At 43.3% G+C, this 12,564-nt stretch carries 19 protein-coding genes; 13 read left to right on the top strand and 6 right to left on the bottom strand.

The window, feature by feature from the left end; genetic code table 11:
- Window positions 1-104: 104 nt before the first annotated feature.
- Entirely contained in the window at window positions 105-1,151 is a 1,047-nt protein-coding gene (gene endA, locus KRP56_00445) for a tRNA-intron lyase (protein ID UAL07772.1), read from the top strand.
- Window positions 1,152-1,181: 30 nt separating this feature from the next.
- Here the strand turns inward: endA and KRP56_00450 are convergent, their stop codons facing one another.
- Both KRP56_00450 and KRP56_00455 read right to left on the bottom strand, forming a co-directional pair.
- Window positions 1,182-2,114 carry a transcription initiation factor IIB gene (locus tag KRP56_00450; protein ID UAL07773.1) on the bottom strand — a complete coding sequence of 311 codons (933 nt, stop codon included), beginning with the start codon at window positions 2,112-2,114 and terminating at the stop codon, window positions 1,182-1,184.
- Complete coding sequence (locus KRP56_00455; protein UAL07774.1) at window positions 2,080-2,349, bottom strand: Gar1/Naf1 family protein; 270 nt, start codon at window positions 2,347-2,349, stop codon at window positions 2,080-2,082. The genes KRP56_00450 and KRP56_00455 overlap by 35 nt, the downstream gene beginning before the upstream one ends.
- A 348-nt stretch (window positions 2,350-2,697) precedes the next feature.
- Between KRP56_00455 and KRP56_00460 the strand changes: the two genes are divergently transcribed.
- From KRP56_00460 to KRP56_00475, 4 genes are all read left to right on the top strand, one after another.
- Window positions 2,698-3,000: a hypothetical protein gene (locus KRP56_00460; protein UAL07775.1), complete on the top strand. Its 303-nt coding sequence runs from the start codon at window positions 2,698-2,700 to the stop codon at window positions 2,998-3,000.
- An 85-nt stretch (window positions 3,001-3,085) separates the two neighbouring features.
- The gene (purE, locus tag KRP56_00465; protein UAL07776.1) at window positions 3,086-3,565 is read left to right on the top strand and encodes a 5-(carboxyamino)imidazole ribonucleotide mutase; all 480 of its coding nucleotides are present in this window, start codon (window positions 3,086-3,088) and stop codon (window positions 3,563-3,565) included.
- Window positions 3,552-4,499 carry a glutamine-hydrolyzing GMP synthase gene (guaA, locus tag KRP56_00470; protein UAL07777.1) on the top strand — a complete coding sequence of 316 codons (948 nt, stop codon included), beginning with the start codon at window positions 3,552-3,554 and terminating at the stop codon, window positions 4,497-4,499. The genes purE and guaA overlap by 14 nt, the downstream gene beginning before the upstream one ends.
- A 159-nt stretch (window positions 4,500-4,658) precedes the next feature.
- Entirely contained in the window at window positions 4,659-5,234 is a 576-nt protein-coding gene (locus KRP56_00475) for a GMP synthase subunit A (GenBank protein ID UAL07778.1), read from the top strand.
- A 44-nt stretch (window positions 5,235-5,278) separates the two neighbouring features.
- On the opposite strand, the gene KRP56_00480 is transcribed toward KRP56_00475, so the two are convergent.
- Both KRP56_00480 and KRP56_00485 read right to left on the bottom strand, forming a co-directional pair.
- Window positions 5,279-5,533 carry a UPF0147 family protein gene (locus tag KRP56_00480; GenBank protein UAL07779.1) on the bottom strand — a complete coding sequence of 85 codons (255 nt, stop codon included), beginning with the start codon at window positions 5,531-5,533 and terminating at the stop codon, window positions 5,279-5,281.
- Between the two features lie 10 nt (window positions 5,534-5,543).
- The gene (locus tag KRP56_00485; protein ID UAL07780.1) at window positions 5,544-5,708 is read right to left on the bottom strand and encodes a hypothetical protein; all 165 of its coding nucleotides are present in this window, start codon (window positions 5,706-5,708) and stop codon (window positions 5,544-5,546) included.
- Window positions 5,709-5,818: 110 nt separating this feature from the next.
- Between KRP56_00485 and KRP56_00490 the strand changes: the two genes are divergently transcribed.
- From KRP56_00490 to KRP56_00505, 4 genes are all read left to right on the top strand, one after another.
- Entirely contained in the window at window positions 5,819-7,120 is a 1,302-nt protein-coding gene (locus KRP56_00490; GenBank protein ID UAL07781.1) for a glycosyltransferase 87 family protein, read from the top strand.
- 127 nt (window positions 7,121-7,247) lie between these two features.
- The gene (locus tag KRP56_00495; GenBank protein ID UAL07782.1) at window positions 7,248-7,469 is read left to right on the top strand and encodes a protein translocase SEC61 complex subunit gamma; all 222 of its coding nucleotides are present in this window, start codon (window positions 7,248-7,250) and stop codon (window positions 7,467-7,469) included.
- A 17-nt stretch (window positions 7,470-7,486) separates the two neighbouring features.
- A complete protein-coding gene (locus KRP56_00500; protein ID UAL07783.1) occupies window positions 7,487-8,305 on the top strand; it encodes a transcription elongation factor Spt5 in 819 nt (272 codons plus the stop codon).
- A 3-nt stretch (window positions 8,306-8,308) separates the two neighbouring features.
- Entirely contained in the window at window positions 8,309-8,785 is a 477-nt protein-coding gene (locus tag KRP56_00505; protein UAL07784.1) for a 50S ribosomal protein L11, read from the top strand.
- 64 nt (window positions 8,786-8,849) lie between these two features.
- On the opposite strand, the gene KRP56_00510 is transcribed toward KRP56_00505, so the two are convergent.
- Together KRP56_00510 and KRP56_00515 are read right to left on the bottom strand one after the other, a co-directional pair.
- Window positions 8,850-9,467, bottom strand: a complete 618-nt coding sequence (locus KRP56_00510) for a hypothetical protein (protein ID UAL07785.1) — start codon at window positions 9,465-9,467, stop codon at window positions 8,850-8,852.
- Window positions 9,468-9,595: 128 nt separating this feature from the next.
- On the bottom strand, window positions 9,596-10,192 hold the full coding sequence (locus tag KRP56_00515; GenBank protein UAL07786.1) for a hypothetical protein: 597 nt from the start codon (window positions 10,190-10,192) through the stop codon (window positions 9,596-9,598).
- A 160-nt stretch (window positions 10,193-10,352) separates the two neighbouring features.
- On the opposite strand from KRP56_00515, the gene KRP56_00520 reads away from it, so the two are divergent.
- The 4 genes from KRP56_00520 (at window position 10,353) to KRP56_00535 (ending at window position 12,560) form a co-directional block, all read left to right on the top strand.
- Complete coding sequence (locus KRP56_00520) at window positions 10,353-10,991, top strand: 50S ribosomal protein L1 (GenBank protein UAL07787.1); 639 nt, start codon at window positions 10,353-10,355, stop codon at window positions 10,989-10,991.
- An 11-nt stretch (window positions 10,992-11,002) separates the two neighbouring features.
- Window positions 11,003-11,860 (top strand): 50S ribosomal protein L10, encoded by an 858-nt coding sequence (locus tag KRP56_00525; protein ID UAL07788.1) that lies wholly within the window; start codon window positions 11,003-11,005, stop codon window positions 11,858-11,860.
- Between the two features lie 14 nt (window positions 11,861-11,874).
- On the top strand, window positions 11,875-12,183 hold the full coding sequence (gene rpl12p, locus KRP56_00530) for a 50S ribosomal protein P1 (GenBank protein ID UAL07789.1): 309 nt from the start codon (window positions 11,875-11,877) through the stop codon (window positions 12,181-12,183).
- Window positions 12,184-12,260: 77 nt separating this feature from the next.
- On the top strand, window positions 12,261-12,560 hold the full coding sequence (locus KRP56_00535) for a hypothetical protein (protein ID UAL07790.1): 300 nt from the start codon (window positions 12,261-12,263) through the stop codon (window positions 12,558-12,560).
- Window positions 12,561-12,564 lie beyond the last annotated feature (4 nt).

A 12,564-nucleotide genomic window follows, 5' to 3' on the forward strand; every position in this document is an offset into this window, starting at 1 on the left:
GTTTTCATAGTGCGTGTTGCTTTGAGTTAATCAATCTTAAATTATCTTATTTTCTATTTCTTAGCAGAATAACTCATAAATAGTGACTTACAGTAACATTGGTGATGTCCGGGGAATTGATAGATGATATGGTGGTCGTGGAAGATCAAAAAGAGGGGTGTCAACTTTTCAATAAAGGCAATTTTGGTTATCCAAGGCGCGGAGGAGGTTCAGAATTGGACCTTGTAGAGGCGACATTTTTGACTGAATGCAAAAGACTCGATGTAATCTATCAAGGAAGGACACTCAATTTCGAAGAGATGTTTGATTATGCATCATCATTGAGTGATGGTTTTGATATTAGATATCTTGTGTACAGGGACATAAGGCAACGTGGTTTTGTTGTGAAGATGGAAACTGGGGCATTTGATTTTTCAGTTTTTCCAAGAGGCACCACAATGAGCAATGCACGTCCGATATACCTTGTGCGTGCAACATCTGAACGTACAGCACTGGATATAACGAAATTCGCATCTGAGATAACACAATCTGAGAATAAAGGTAAGCAACTTTTGTATGGCGTTGTTGATGAAGAGGGCGACATAACTTATTACATTATGTCGACAAAGGACCCTACGGGTAAGGTTTTTGAGGAATTGTCGATCGCGGTCGAAGGAACGCTCATACGCGACCGGGTATTCGTTTTCAACCCAGAACATGCTGAAGCCCTTCGAAAAGGAGGATTTTATGGTAAACTGTTGGAAGGAATGCTTCAATTATCTTTGATAGAAAGTTGTTATCTTTCATCCGAGGGATTGTTGAAGATATCTTCTGTTAGTGGTGATCGTATCTCACAAGAAGAGTTGATGGAATTTGGAAGGAATGCACAGGATGAATTCGATCTGCGCATGAGGGCATTTTCTTCGCTTCGTAAAAGGGGACTTGTTGTAAAGACCGGATTCAAATATGGTACGCATTTTAGAGTTTATGAGCAGTCTCCGGATGATTGTCATGCAAGATATCTAGTGCATGCCGTGCCGGCATCAAAGGTGACGATGTGGCCAGAGATTTCAAGGACCGTTAGATTATCGGGCGGGGTAAAGAAGGAGATATTGTTCTGTCGTGTGAGTGACAAGATCGAGTATCTGGAATTCAAGTGGTTCAGACCGTAAAAAATTTAAATGGTTTGAAAAGGGTTTGTATCAAAGCTGTATCTCAATTCCGAGTTTTTCGGTGAGTTCTTTGTATCTGTTCCTTATGGTAACTTCTGTTACGCCTGCAACATCTGCGACCTCTCTTTGAGTTCTGCGTTCATTGCAGAGTATGGATGAGATGTAGATCGCTGCTGCTGCAACACCGGTCGGTCCACGACCAGATGTGAGCTCTTTTTCAGAGGCATCTTTTAAGATCTCTGCGGCTTTGCTTTGTACTTCTCCGCTGAGTTTCAGCTCAGAGCAGAATCTCTGGACATAATCCTGAGGTTTTGTTGGCATAAGTTTCAGTTTTAGTTCGCGAGTCATGAAACGGTATGTACGACCGATCTCTTTCCTACCTACGCGACTTGACCCTGCAACTTCGTCAAGTGTTCTTGGTACACCGCATTGTCTGCAAGCAGCATAAAGCGAGGCAGCAACCACACCTTCGATAGATCTTCCTCTGATGAGGTTCTTGTTGACGGCCTTTCTATAGATCATAGCTGCCGTTTCCCTTACATTCCTTGGCAGCCCCATGGCTGAGGCCATTCTGTCCAATTCAGATAAGGCAAATGCAAGGTTTCTTTCAGTTGCATTCGAAACACGGATCCTTCTTTGCCATTTTCTAAGTCTGTATAGCTGAGCTCTGTTTCTTGTGGGTATGCTTTTTCCGTAGCTGTCCTTGTTTTTCCAAGAAATCTCAGTAGACAATCCTTTGTCGTGGATGGTGTAGGTCATTGGGGCACCGGTACGTGCCCTTTTTTCGCCCTGCTCAACGTCAAAGGCCCTCCATTCCGGACCCTGGTCAATGAATTGATCATCAATCACAAGTCCACAGTCCTCGCACAGGAGTTCTCCTCTCTCGTAGTCACGTATGAGGTGGTGGCTCCCGCACTCAGGACAGACTTCAATCTCCTCTGTTCCTTCTTTTGCCTTTACCATGTTGAGTTCCCTTCGTGAAGTATAGTGATTTGTTCTTCAGTCCCGAAGTGATAGTTTTGTCGTCGACGGCAACTGTTACATAAGGCTCGTCAACGGGACCGAAAATGCGTTTTACAATTCCCACCTTTTTTTCTTTTTGGTCGAATACTGGGTTGCCTATTTCTGGAAGTGTCTGGCTTCTGATTATCGCTTTGCCGTCAGCGGTCACCTCTTCAACAATTCCTAACAATTCCATTTTCGATCCTCAAAACAACGGTGTGACTTATATACCACCTTAGTATGATGTATTATTTAAGTATTTTGGATATATTTAAAAATATTCAAGGGAAAGTATATCATACTTATCGCTTTTAATTGGAAATTCAAACTGATTATGGTCATTACATCCAACTATGAAATAACGAATGTTCAAAATTAGTTTTTCAATATAGTTTTAGTTTGTTTTTCGGTGATGTACACGACTCCACAGTGTCGACGTAATAGAGGGCATTCAGGGTGTTCACACCCAAGGTTTAATAATAATCTAATCTATCACTTGGCAGTTATCATTCAGTTAGAATGTTATAAAAACGGAGGCAAAAAAATGGATATTTGGAGTTTCCTCACGCTCATCATCTTTGTATTCGGTATAGTTATGATGATCGCGGGTATCTTCTCGGCCTACTTCGGAGCGGGGAAGAACAGGATGTATGGCGGAATAATCTTCGCCGTTGGTCTTATTGTTAGCTTCGTATGGGCGTATTTGACATTATGGAGCGGTATTTCACCGTTCAATGATGTGGATGTTTGGACAGTTATGTATGATGCAGTGGTCAATCTTATTGGAATCTTGATCGGTGCACTGATAGCGGTCGGCATTTTCTTAGTCGTTGTACTCAAGAGCTAAAAACAACGGGGGCAACCCCCAAACCCTATTTAATTAATTTTTTTAGACGTTGGTTATTTATTCTCCAATACTGTCGCCGTTTCTGATGCCAAAGGTTTCAATCATAATGGGTAGCAAGAGTGATTTCCCGGTCGCGGAAAAAGCACTTGCTGTTTTGAAGATGTTCGATGTGAGTTACGAGATAGCTGTTGCCTCTGCACACAGAACACCCAAGAGGGTGGAAGAACTGGTCACGTGCAGTGACGCTAGTGTCTTCATCACGATTGCAGGACTATCAGCGGCGCTTCCGGGTGTAGTTGCATCTCATACAGTTAAGCCAGTCATTGGTGTTCCAGTAAGTGGAACGTTGAATCTCGATTCGATATTGTCCATTGTACAAATGCCGCCAGGTATCCCCGTTGCTGCCGTTGGGTTGGATCGTGGCGATAATGCCGCAATTCTCGCTATCGAGATCTTAAGCATATCGGACGCCGATCTCAAAAAAGCTCTGTTGAGTTACAGAAAAGAACAAGCAGATAAGGTTTTGGCAGATTCTGACAAGGTGATTTCAGATGTTCGGTGTTGAGGATTTTGTTAATGAAGCTGTCGAGGACATAAGGTCCAAAGTCAAGGGGAAAGCAATAATAGCATGCTCCGGCGGAGTGGACAGCATGGTTGCGGCAGCGCTCACCAGTAAAGCGATCGGTGACAGGCTTCTCGCGGTGTATGTGGATAATGGCCTCATGAGGAAAGGCGAAACCGATGAGGTTCGTGCTATGATGGAAGATATGGGCATGAATTATACGGTCGCAGATGCAGGGGAGCAATTTCTTTCTGCGTTAAAAGGCATTACAGATCCTGAGCAAAAGAGAAAGATAATCGGTGAGAAATTCATAAGGGTGTTCGAGGTTGAAGCCAAGTCATTCGGTGCTGAATTCTTAGTTCAAGGTACAATTGCACCAGATTGGATAGAATCGGGTGATGGTGTAAGGGATACAATAAAATCGCATCATAATGTCGGGGGGCTTCCCAAAGACATGGGTATGAAACTAGTGGAGCCTTTGAGGGACCTTTATAAGGATGAGGTAAGGGATGTTGCAAGATTCCTAGGTGTAAAAGCATCCGAGAGACAACCGTTCCCAGGACCTGCGTTGGCCGTTAGATGCCTAGGTGAGGTTACACAGGAAAATGTCGAGATCGTTCGTGAGGCATGTTTCATTGTTGAGGACGAGATAAGGAAAGCGGCAGAGGCAGGCAAGATGTCTTTACCTTGGCAATATTTTGCAGTATTGTTACCTACGAGGTCTGTTGGAGTGCAGGGTGACAGAAGAGCATATGGGAAGACGATAGCTATTCGTGCTGTTACGTCAATCGATGGAATGACTGCGACATATGCTAGGATCCCACTGGACATTTTAGATGTGATGGCTACACGTATCACCAATGAAATGAAGAGCCAGGTCAATCGTGTTGTTTACGACATCACCAATAAGCCCCCGTCGACCATTGAATGGGAATGAATACATAAGCCGGGTTATCCCGGCAGATTTTAATTTATTTCTCGTCGTTATTAATATCGTAGACTAATGGTAAATGCCGATCTTTGAATGGAGATTTGGTGGGTTTAGATCTCTGATCATTCACATCATCTTTATATTTTCGATATTTATCTTCATACAATGAAGGTATACATCGTTGATAATGGGGGTCAGTGGACTCATCGTGAGTGGCGGGTCTTAAAATACCTGAAAGTGGAGACCAAGATCGTTCCGAATACAACGCCATTTGATGATTTAAAAGACATTGACGGTCTTGTTCTTTCTGGAGGATCCCCCAGTGTAGCTACTGATGCGGATCTTATGGGTAATAACGGCGTTTATCTCGATAGGGCCAAATATCCGATTATGGGCATATGTGCTGGGATGCAATTCTTGTCTGAACATTTTGGTGGAACACTGGGCCCAAGTAAGATACCGGAGTTCGGTCATGTAAGTCTGAAAGTGGTTTCACATTACGATCTTTTCAAAGGACTTCCAGACGAATTCAACGTTTGGGCGTCGCATAACGATGAAGTAAAAACAATTCCTGAAGGATTTGAAGTAACCGCCACATCCTCATCATGTCCTGTGGAAGGAATGCGCTGTCTCTCTCGGCCTATTTATGGAGTACAATTCCATCCAGAAGTTGAGAATACTGAGAACGGTCCGCAGATATTCCAGAATTTTTTGAATATAATAGAGGACCACAATTATTGAAATAACGAGGGTGCATGATTGCACCACTCGTTATTAAAAATCATTCATCTAGACTGGCTAATAATTTCGAGTTGGCTCATTATGTTATAGATGAGCGTTCTGCCGTGCATCGGTATGTTGGGATCATTTGCCAGATCGTCGAGGATCGTAATGGCCCCCGTGGCACGGACATCAATGGGGTCCTTTCCCGAGAGCTTAGCTTTAGCATCGGTCGCCCCTTTTCTTATATTCCTGGGAACGGAGGTGTCCTCCGCAAGCATATCCAATGCATCAACAACTGGTTTGATCTTGTCTACCATAATAATCACTTTAGATTGATTCGAATTCTTCCTGGAGATCGCTGATTAATTGTTCTAGTACCTCTTCGAAGTTAGGGGATTTGTATTCTCTCACGCCACCAAGATCGCTCTGAATCCTTGCGACAATGTCATTGTTCTCCTTGACCAATTCAACGTTGCACAAAATTTCTTCCATAATCAACACCCCGTGCAAATTATGAGTTCCGAATTGGTATCATGTATATAATAATGTCTATGGGTGTTTTTGCACAACAATTAATATCCATATATGACCTACAGAGCGCGATGAGTTTGCTGGACGATGATATTCGTAGATATTCCGTATATTATGGCATTATTTTTGCGATAGCCTCGGCAGTATTCATCATCATAGTTTGGGCAACAGGAGTCCCTTCTGATGTCAAAGATTGTTATTTCGTCTATGCAGATGCAATGATGAACGGGGTTATGCCTTATACTCCCGGAACGGGCCTTTCATGGGAATATCCGCCATTTTCTTATGTTTTCATGTTCATACCTAGAATATTTGCATCTACGGCAACCGGTTATGAAATCGGGTTTGTTATTGAAGTTATTATCTTCTTCGTTTTGGGGTTGTTAGTTACCGGAAAAATCGCGATCAAACTAAGGCAAGGCCCCTATTTGCCGATGCTTGTGTATTCTATTCTCATGCTGGTGATGTTCGAGTTTCTTACAGATAGATTCGATATATTCACAGCTGTAATGACTCTTTTTTCTGTGTATTTGTTCTTCTTCACAGACAAAAAATGGTTGGCATTTGTCATTTTGACGATAGCTGCTGCGACTAAACTTTATCCCGCACTATTAATTCCGCTTTTCATAATACTTCTTGGTGCAGATCGTAAATGGAAAGATGTCGCAATAGGTGGGGCCGCGGTATCGATCACTACATTGTTGATAATGATCCCTTTCATATTGACAGGGGTAGAATATATGATGTTTTTACAATATCACACTGATCGTCCTTTAGAAGTGGAGAGTGTAGCTTCGTCAATAATCATGATAGCATCTATGCTGGGGTTAACTCAGTCATATGTTGGTTTTGATTTTGGTTCAGACAATCTATATGGTCCCTGGGCAGATGCTATAGGGCCATACATGACCTGGATATTTGTAATAGTGGTAATTATTTTGTATTTTGTATTTGCTAGTTATGCAGTAAGAGCAAAACGTCAAAAGATAGATATTAAATTACAGCTCGTTTCTGTTTTTGGATTTATGATAATATTGTCCTTTTTCCTTTTTGGTAAGGTAATATCTGGACAATATCCAATATGGTTAATCCCATTTGCCCTTCTCATAGTTATGGTATTTTCTAATGAGAATACTATGAAATCAAAACTTTTCCTTTGTTTTCTGGCATCAGAAGCATTTACGCAGCTCAACTTCGCGGTTAATTATGGGTTGAGAGACAAAGGCGAGGATTTTTCAGATATTGGGATAATTATTCTTTTCATTAGGAATATTTTGCTGATATTGTGTTTCTTGTTAGCGTTGTATGTCCTAAGGCGTAACATAGGGCCGATAAAGGGTGTTTTGAATGAAAAAATTTCAAGTAACATATAATTTGGACCGTAACCTTTATAATAACAATCCATTTTAGGGACAGTATTCAGTTGTTGCCGTCCAGTGGTAACGAAAGAGTGAAAAAGTATTCCGCATATCATTGCTGGATACTAAAGGAAGGAGAAAGATGAACGCAAGCAACAAGGCAGAAGAGTTCCAGGGTACCATTGAGTCCAAAGTAAGCGGCCTTGGCAAGGGAAAGTACGGAAGAATCCTAAAGATGGCCCGCACCCCCACCAAGGAAGAGTACAAGAAGACGTGCTACATAGCAGCGATCGGTATGTTGATTCTTGGGGCGGCAGGGTTTGCGATCTTCTGGATTATGACATACCTTCCAGATTACTTCTAAATGGGGCGCGATGAAACATGTCAGACAATGTAATGAGATCCCCGATTATGACCGGGGAGGACGGTCAGAAAGATGTTCGTGCCGGGGGAACGGTTTTTTGGAAATTCCAACTAAGCACGGATTCATCAGAGGCACTCCTTGATTTCGATATCATAACAGGGCCTGATTCAGATAGTGCTCCCGAGTGGAATGTTACACTCTATGATTCCACAAACGAGGAATTGTGGAGTAATTATCGTAGTAAGAGGGAGGCCGACATAGGTCTTCCAGGGAACAAGGCCAAGATGTTAAAACTCGAGGTCATATGTCCCAAAGGTGCAAGGTACGGGGACAGGGTCGAAGTTGCGATCAGATGTGGTTCTTCGTCCCTTGTCTTTAAGGCCGTGGCTAAACAATCAATCATGGTACTTAAGACCCAAATCGATCAGGAGAAAAGTGTAGCAGACAGTCTCGTGTCCAAAGCGAATATTGGAGAGAAAGACATATACGCTATCTTTGCTCCTGCCGGTTTGAGAGGATACATTTTCGTAGAGGGAATGAATACCGACCGTCTTCGTGAGAAGACAAGGGACATCAAGAAAGCACGTTCCTTCGTCGACGGAGAGACAAGTCTCGAAGAGATCAGTCACTACTTGGTGCCTGTTTCCGCCGTCGTTGGAATTGTTGAAGGAGACCTTGTTGAATTGGTCAGCGGACCGTTCAAGGGAGAGATCGCGAGAGTACAGCAGATCGATCAGAGCAAAGAGGAGATCACAGTTGAACTCGTCGAAGCTATGGTTCCGATCCCGGTTACCGTCAAGGGTGACAGTGTAAGAGTAATTGAAAAGGAGAAATGAACAATGGTAGATACTGTTGAGGCATTGGTAGATGGAGGCAGGGCCTCCGCAGGTCCACCCCTCGGTCCGGCACTCGGACCTAAAGGAGTGAACATCGGTCAGGTTATTGCAAAAATAAATGAGAAGACGAAAGCCTTCGAAGGAATGAAAGTTCCTGTAAAGATCCTGATTAATGGCGACAAGACATTTGAGATAAAGGTAGGAACGCCTCCCATGTCGGCTCTTGTAAAGTCTGAGCTCGGACTCCAGAGTGGGTCCAGCAATGCAAAGACAACAAAAGTCGCAAACATGACATTGGAGCAGGCGATCAAGATCGCTAACATGAAGCAAGATAACCTTTTGGGGGCTACCCTAGGGGCTCGTGTTTGCGAGGTCGCTGGAAACTGTGTCTCTGTCGGAGTTACCATCGATGGAAAGGACCCTAAAGTCTTCCAAAAAGATGTCAAGGCCGGCGTATACGACGCAAAACTGTCTAAATAAACATTCAGCGAGGGGGTTACCCCCTCATTCACTGAAACACATGGGGTCTTCGCAAATCCCATTTTTATTTTTTTCCCTTTATGATTTCATTAGTTCTATCCCGGCGTAGATATTTTCCATTATATCCAGGTGTAGTCAATTTGTCCCATTTTTTCCCTGCAGCCTTCATGAAATCGTCAAGATCCATAGAGTCAACAATGTCGTTTATAGTATGATACCTTAGTATTATCCAGGCAATGATCTCTAAGACCACCGCACCAATAAAGTCACTTACAATAAGGTCCTTTAAGGTGTCTAGGACAGAATAAGACATGAAAGCATTTCCAAAAATATTGTCAATGACCCATTCTTGTATTTCCCAAACATTACCAAAACCCCAGGCCATCAAGAAGGTGAGTATCAGTATGGTCTTGGTAGAACCAAGGGAAATGCGAGTAGTGTAATTGGAAATGATCAGTAGCGCTACAAATATGATTAGACCGACCACCAATGAAGAATATGAATGCGCTATGATGTCCCAGTATTCAAAAGATTGATAGAAACCGAAGAATAAGGAAGCCGAGTGAAGCATCGGTACAGTTGTTATCATTATCATAAACCAATAAGGGGAATGGAACTTTCTCATAACACGTAAAAGAGGCAATATTGTTACAATGATCGCAGAAACAATCTCTGTCATCATAACATATGATCCGGAGAAGTACGCAGGAGAATATTCATAGCGGGCAAGTATGGCCAGCGTTACAAATATAAACGGAAACAGGATAAGACAAAAAATATCAATTTTTCTTTCTATGGGAGTATAGTGACTCATAGGTCATTCTCCATTACTGTTTCGGCGGTAATAAGTTTGATTTTTTTGTTTATCATTATGTAATTTGCTATTAATACTATTAATAAACACATCATCAAAATAGTAAAAGATTGGGCATTCAAGTAATAGTTCATGGTCATTAATTTTTCTGATGTTTGGTTCGAGGTGTCGATTCTGAGTAGGAAGAATACTGCATATACAATATTTACACAAAGCGTAGAGAAAATGGTAAACACGGAAAATAGCAGCCGGTCCAAATTCACACCGTTGTAACCTATCAATATGATTATGATCCCCATTCCAGCTATCACAAAGGAAGGTGCGGACAGTATGAAATCTATCCAATCTAAATCAGTATAATGCATATGTCCCAAGAATATTCCAGACGCATCTATCAATAGTCCTGCACACATCAACCAGCACAGCCAAGTTTTAATGCCTTGGCGATTTTTAGAGGATACTAGTACATAAATCATTATAAAGAGCGAAATAATGGCTGGAGCCAACAGGTTTTCTTTAAGAAAAACAATGCCTATTAAGAGTGAGAAGATGGTGATTAAAAATGTCGATTCATAGATAATTTTTCTTCTCATTCATTAATTGATGTTTGTTTTTGTTATATAGGTTTGTACCGGGGTAAGGTGTGGGCCGATAATTAACCATACTTAAACTTTATATACTACACCTATTTTATGAGTATTGCTTGTAGGAGAGTTCACATTGGACTCGTTTGCACTACGAGGAGGAATTGTATTGGCAGAAAAACCAACCGTAATAGCCGTGCAGAAGGCACTTCAGAGTGCAAAGAAGCGCAATTTTACAGAGACGGTTGAGTTGGCTATCAATCTCGTAGATGTTGATTTGTCCATTCCAAAGAACCGTATCCAGGAAGATATCATACTTCCTAACGGTCGCGGAAAACAGATCAGGGTCTGCGTGATTGGTGGTGGCGAATTAGCCTTGAAAGCCAAAGACGTTGCCGATCGTGTGATCACTCCCGAGGAATTGGGAGCGTTCGCAGATGACAAGAAACAGGCAAAGAAGATCGCGAATCAGACTGATTATTTCATCGCCGAGGCCCCTTTGATGGCCCAGGTCGGTAAAAGACTCGGTACGGTTTTAGGTCCTCGCGGAAAGATGCCAAAGCCCATACCGCCGGGAACAGATCCCGCTGCAATGGTTGATGGTCTCCGCAAGTCTGTTACCGTCAGAACGAAAGACAGGAAAACTTTCCACGTGCCCGTTGGAACAGTTGATATGGATGCAGAGAAGATTGCCGATAATATCGACATGATTTTGAAGCGTGTCGCACTCCGTTTGGAGAAAGGTGACGCTAATATTCAGTCTGCGTACGTAAAGACCTCTATGGGACCGTCAGAGAGGATCATGTAAGGAGGTCTAATATGGCACACGTCGCAGCTTGGAAGAAGGACATCGTCAATGAACTGGTTCAGGATATGTTGGAGAACCCTGTTGTCGCAATTGTCGATTTACACGGTATTCCAGGACAGCAGATTCAGTCTATGAGGGCTGGACTTCGTGCTCATGCTAAACTCAAGATGACCAAGAACAATCTTATGATCTTGGCAATCGATGAGGCTGCAAAGCAGAAGCCCGGAATTGAAGGACTGAAAGCAGCGGTCCATGGACAGTGCGCCATCGTTGCAACGGATATCGATCCGTTCAAGCTTTTCAAAAAGCTTAAGGCCACGATGACGCCAGCGCCGGCGAAACCTGGAGATATCGCACCACACGACATCACAGTTTTCAAAGGACCCACCCCGTTCGGACCCGGACCCATTATCGGTGAACTTCAGAAGTTAGGCCTTCCTGCAGCAATCGATGCAGGAAAGATAGCAATCAAAAAGGATACCACACTCGTGAAGGCCGGACAACCGGTCCCTGCGAATGTTGCAGCAATGCTTCCAAAGTTAGATATTCTTCCCATGATCGTTGGAATGGACCTCAGGGTCGCCTACGAGGATGGGGTAGTCTATGACAAAGATGTATTGAACATTCCCGATGATTACTACAAGACAATGTTCGCTACGGCCGTGTATAACGCTCGCGCGCTGGCAGTCGAGATCGCGTTCCCCACAAAGGAGACGATCACATTGCTCGTTGCAAAGGCGTTCAGGGAGACAATGGCTCTCTCGATAACGGCCGCGATACCGACCAAAGAGAACATAGAGATCCTTATTGCAAAGGCGGACGCACAGATGTTAGCATTAGCATCCGCGTCTGGTGTTCAGATAAAATAAAGGAGATGACATAAATGGAGTACATTTACAGCGCAATGGTGCTTTACTCTGCAGGCAAAGAGATCACAGAGCATTCAGTTACAGCAGTTCTTGCTGCAGCTGGTGTTAGTGTCGATGCAGCAAAGGTCAAAGCATTGATCGCTTCACTCGACGGCGTAAACATAAAAGAGGCCATCGCAAATGCCTCTGTCGCCGCCGCACCCGCAGCAGCCGCCGCACCCGCAGCAGCACATGCAGCCGCACCCGCAGCAGCAGAAGAGCCTGAGGAAGAAGCAGTCAGCGAGGAAGAAGCAGCAGCAGGTCTCAGCGCACTGTTCGGATGAACAGGGAGTTGGTTCAGACAACACAAACCTCTTACACAATACCTTTTTATTTTGAACACAATCTACGCTTGGTCTCAATGACATCAACAGAAAGGGTCGTAGTAAGGTTAACGCCAGATACCATAGCGGTTTTGGATACGTTAGTACAATCCGGGGAGTTTTCTAGTCTTTCCGATGTTATTATGGGTGCCATAAAGGATTTTATCAGCAAGAAGTTCACAGCAGAGGAGATAAGTAAGGTCCTGGAAGAACTTCCGAATAAGAAGATAATAGATCCTGAATCATTAATGGAATCCGGTACACCTACGGACATGGATGCAGCTGTGAGAGCGGCAGTTGGTAATTACGTTCGTAACAGGATGGACGGACAGAGGTGATATT

The organism is Candidatus Methanogranum gryphiswaldense (genome assembly GCA_019262145.1).
In the GTDB taxonomy this organism is placed as follows: Archaea; Thermoplasmatota; Thermoplasmata; order Methanomassiliicoccales; family Methanomethylophilaceae; genus Methanogranum; species Methanogranum gryphiswaldense.

Coding starts and splice junctions, on each gene's coding strand:
- endA (UAL07772.1), top strand. CDS start 105: ATGTCCGGGGAATTGATAGATGATATGGTGGTCGTGGAAGATCAAAAA.
- KRP56_00450 (UAL07773.1), bottom strand. CDS start 2,114: ATGGTAAAGGCAAAAGAAGGAACAGAGGAGATTGAAGTCTGTCCTGAG.
- KRP56_00455 (UAL07774.1), bottom strand. CDS start 2,349: ATGGAATTGTTAGGAATTGTTGAAGAGGTGACCGCTGACGGCAAAGCG.
- KRP56_00460 (UAL07775.1), top strand. CDS start 2,698: ATGGATATTTGGAGTTTCCTCACGCTCATCATCTTTGTATTCGGTATA.
- purE (UAL07776.1), top strand. CDS start 3,086: ATGCCAAAGGTTTCAATCATAATGGGTAGCAAGAGTGATTTCCCGGTC.
- guaA (UAL07777.1), top strand. CDS start 3,552: ATGTTCGGTGTTGAGGATTTTGTTAATGAAGCTGTCGAGGACATAAGG.
- KRP56_00475 (UAL07778.1), top strand. CDS start 4,659: ATGAAGGTATACATCGTTGATAATGGGGGTCAGTGGACTCATCGTGAG.
- KRP56_00480 (UAL07779.1), bottom strand. CDS start 5,533: ATGGTAGACAAGATCAAACCAGTTGTTGATGCATTGGATATGCTTGCG.
- KRP56_00485 (UAL07780.1), bottom strand. CDS start 5,708: ATGGAAGAAATTTTGTGCAACGTTGAATTGGTCAAGGAGAACAATGAC.
- KRP56_00490 (UAL07781.1), top strand. CDS start 5,819: ATGAGTTTGCTGGACGATGATATTCGTAGATATTCCGTATATTATGGC.
- KRP56_00495 (UAL07782.1), top strand. CDS start 7,248: ATGAACGCAAGCAACAAGGCAGAAGAGTTCCAGGGTACCATTGAGTCC.
- KRP56_00500 (UAL07783.1), top strand. CDS start 7,487: ATGTCAGACAATGTAATGAGATCCCCGATTATGACCGGGGAGGACGGT.
- KRP56_00505 (UAL07784.1), top strand. CDS start 8,309: ATGGTAGATACTGTTGAGGCATTGGTAGATGGAGGCAGGGCCTCCGCA.
- KRP56_00510 (UAL07785.1), bottom strand. CDS start 9,467: ATGATGACAGAGATTGTTTCTGCGATCATTGTAACAATATTGCCTCTT.
- KRP56_00515 (UAL07786.1), bottom strand. CDS start 10,192: ATGAGAAGAAAAATTATCTATGAATCGACATTTTTAATCACCATCTTC.
- KRP56_00525 (UAL07788.1), top strand. CDS start 11,003: ATGGCACACGTCGCAGCTTGGAAGAAGGACATCGTCAATGAACTGGTT.
- rpl12p (UAL07789.1), top strand. CDS start 11,875: ATGGAGTACATTTACAGCGCAATGGTGCTTTACTCTGCAGGCAAAGAG.
- KRP56_00535 (UAL07790.1), top strand. CDS start 12,261: ATGACATCAACAGAAAGGGTCGTAGTAAGGTTAACGCCAGATACCATA.